The organism is Microbacterium sp. C448 (assembly GCF_000582705.2).
GTDB lineage: Bacteria > Actinomycetota > Actinomycetes > Actinomycetales > Microbacteriaceae > Microbacterium > Microbacterium lacus_A.
Genome location: NZ_HG779792.1, coordinates 1 through 260 on the forward strand (window position 1 = coordinate 1; position 260 = coordinate 260).

Annotated in this window: 1 protein-coding gene; it reads right to left on the bottom strand. The window is 70.4% G+C overall.

All coding sequences use genetic code 11. The features are described from left to right. On the bottom strand, positions 1-260 hold a 260-nt coding region (locus MIC448_RS14400; RefSeq protein WP_036301264.1), incomplete at both ends, for a response regulator transcription factor.

Sequence of the window (260 nt, forward strand, 5' to 3'; positions counted from 1 at the left end):
GTGTTCGGGTTCGCCCGCGAACCGGGCGATGACCCGCCGCGTCACTTCGGGCGCGAGCAGGGCGTCACCGGATGCCACGACGCGGACCGCCGCGACGAGGTCTTCGGGTCCCGCGTTCTTCAGCAGGAATCCGCTCGCTCCCGCAGCGAGGGCCTGGAACAGGTAGTCGTCACGATCGAACGTGGTGACGATGAGGACGGCCGCCGAGCTGTCGGGATCCGCCACGATCCGCCGCGTCGCCTCCAGGCCGTCGAGAACGG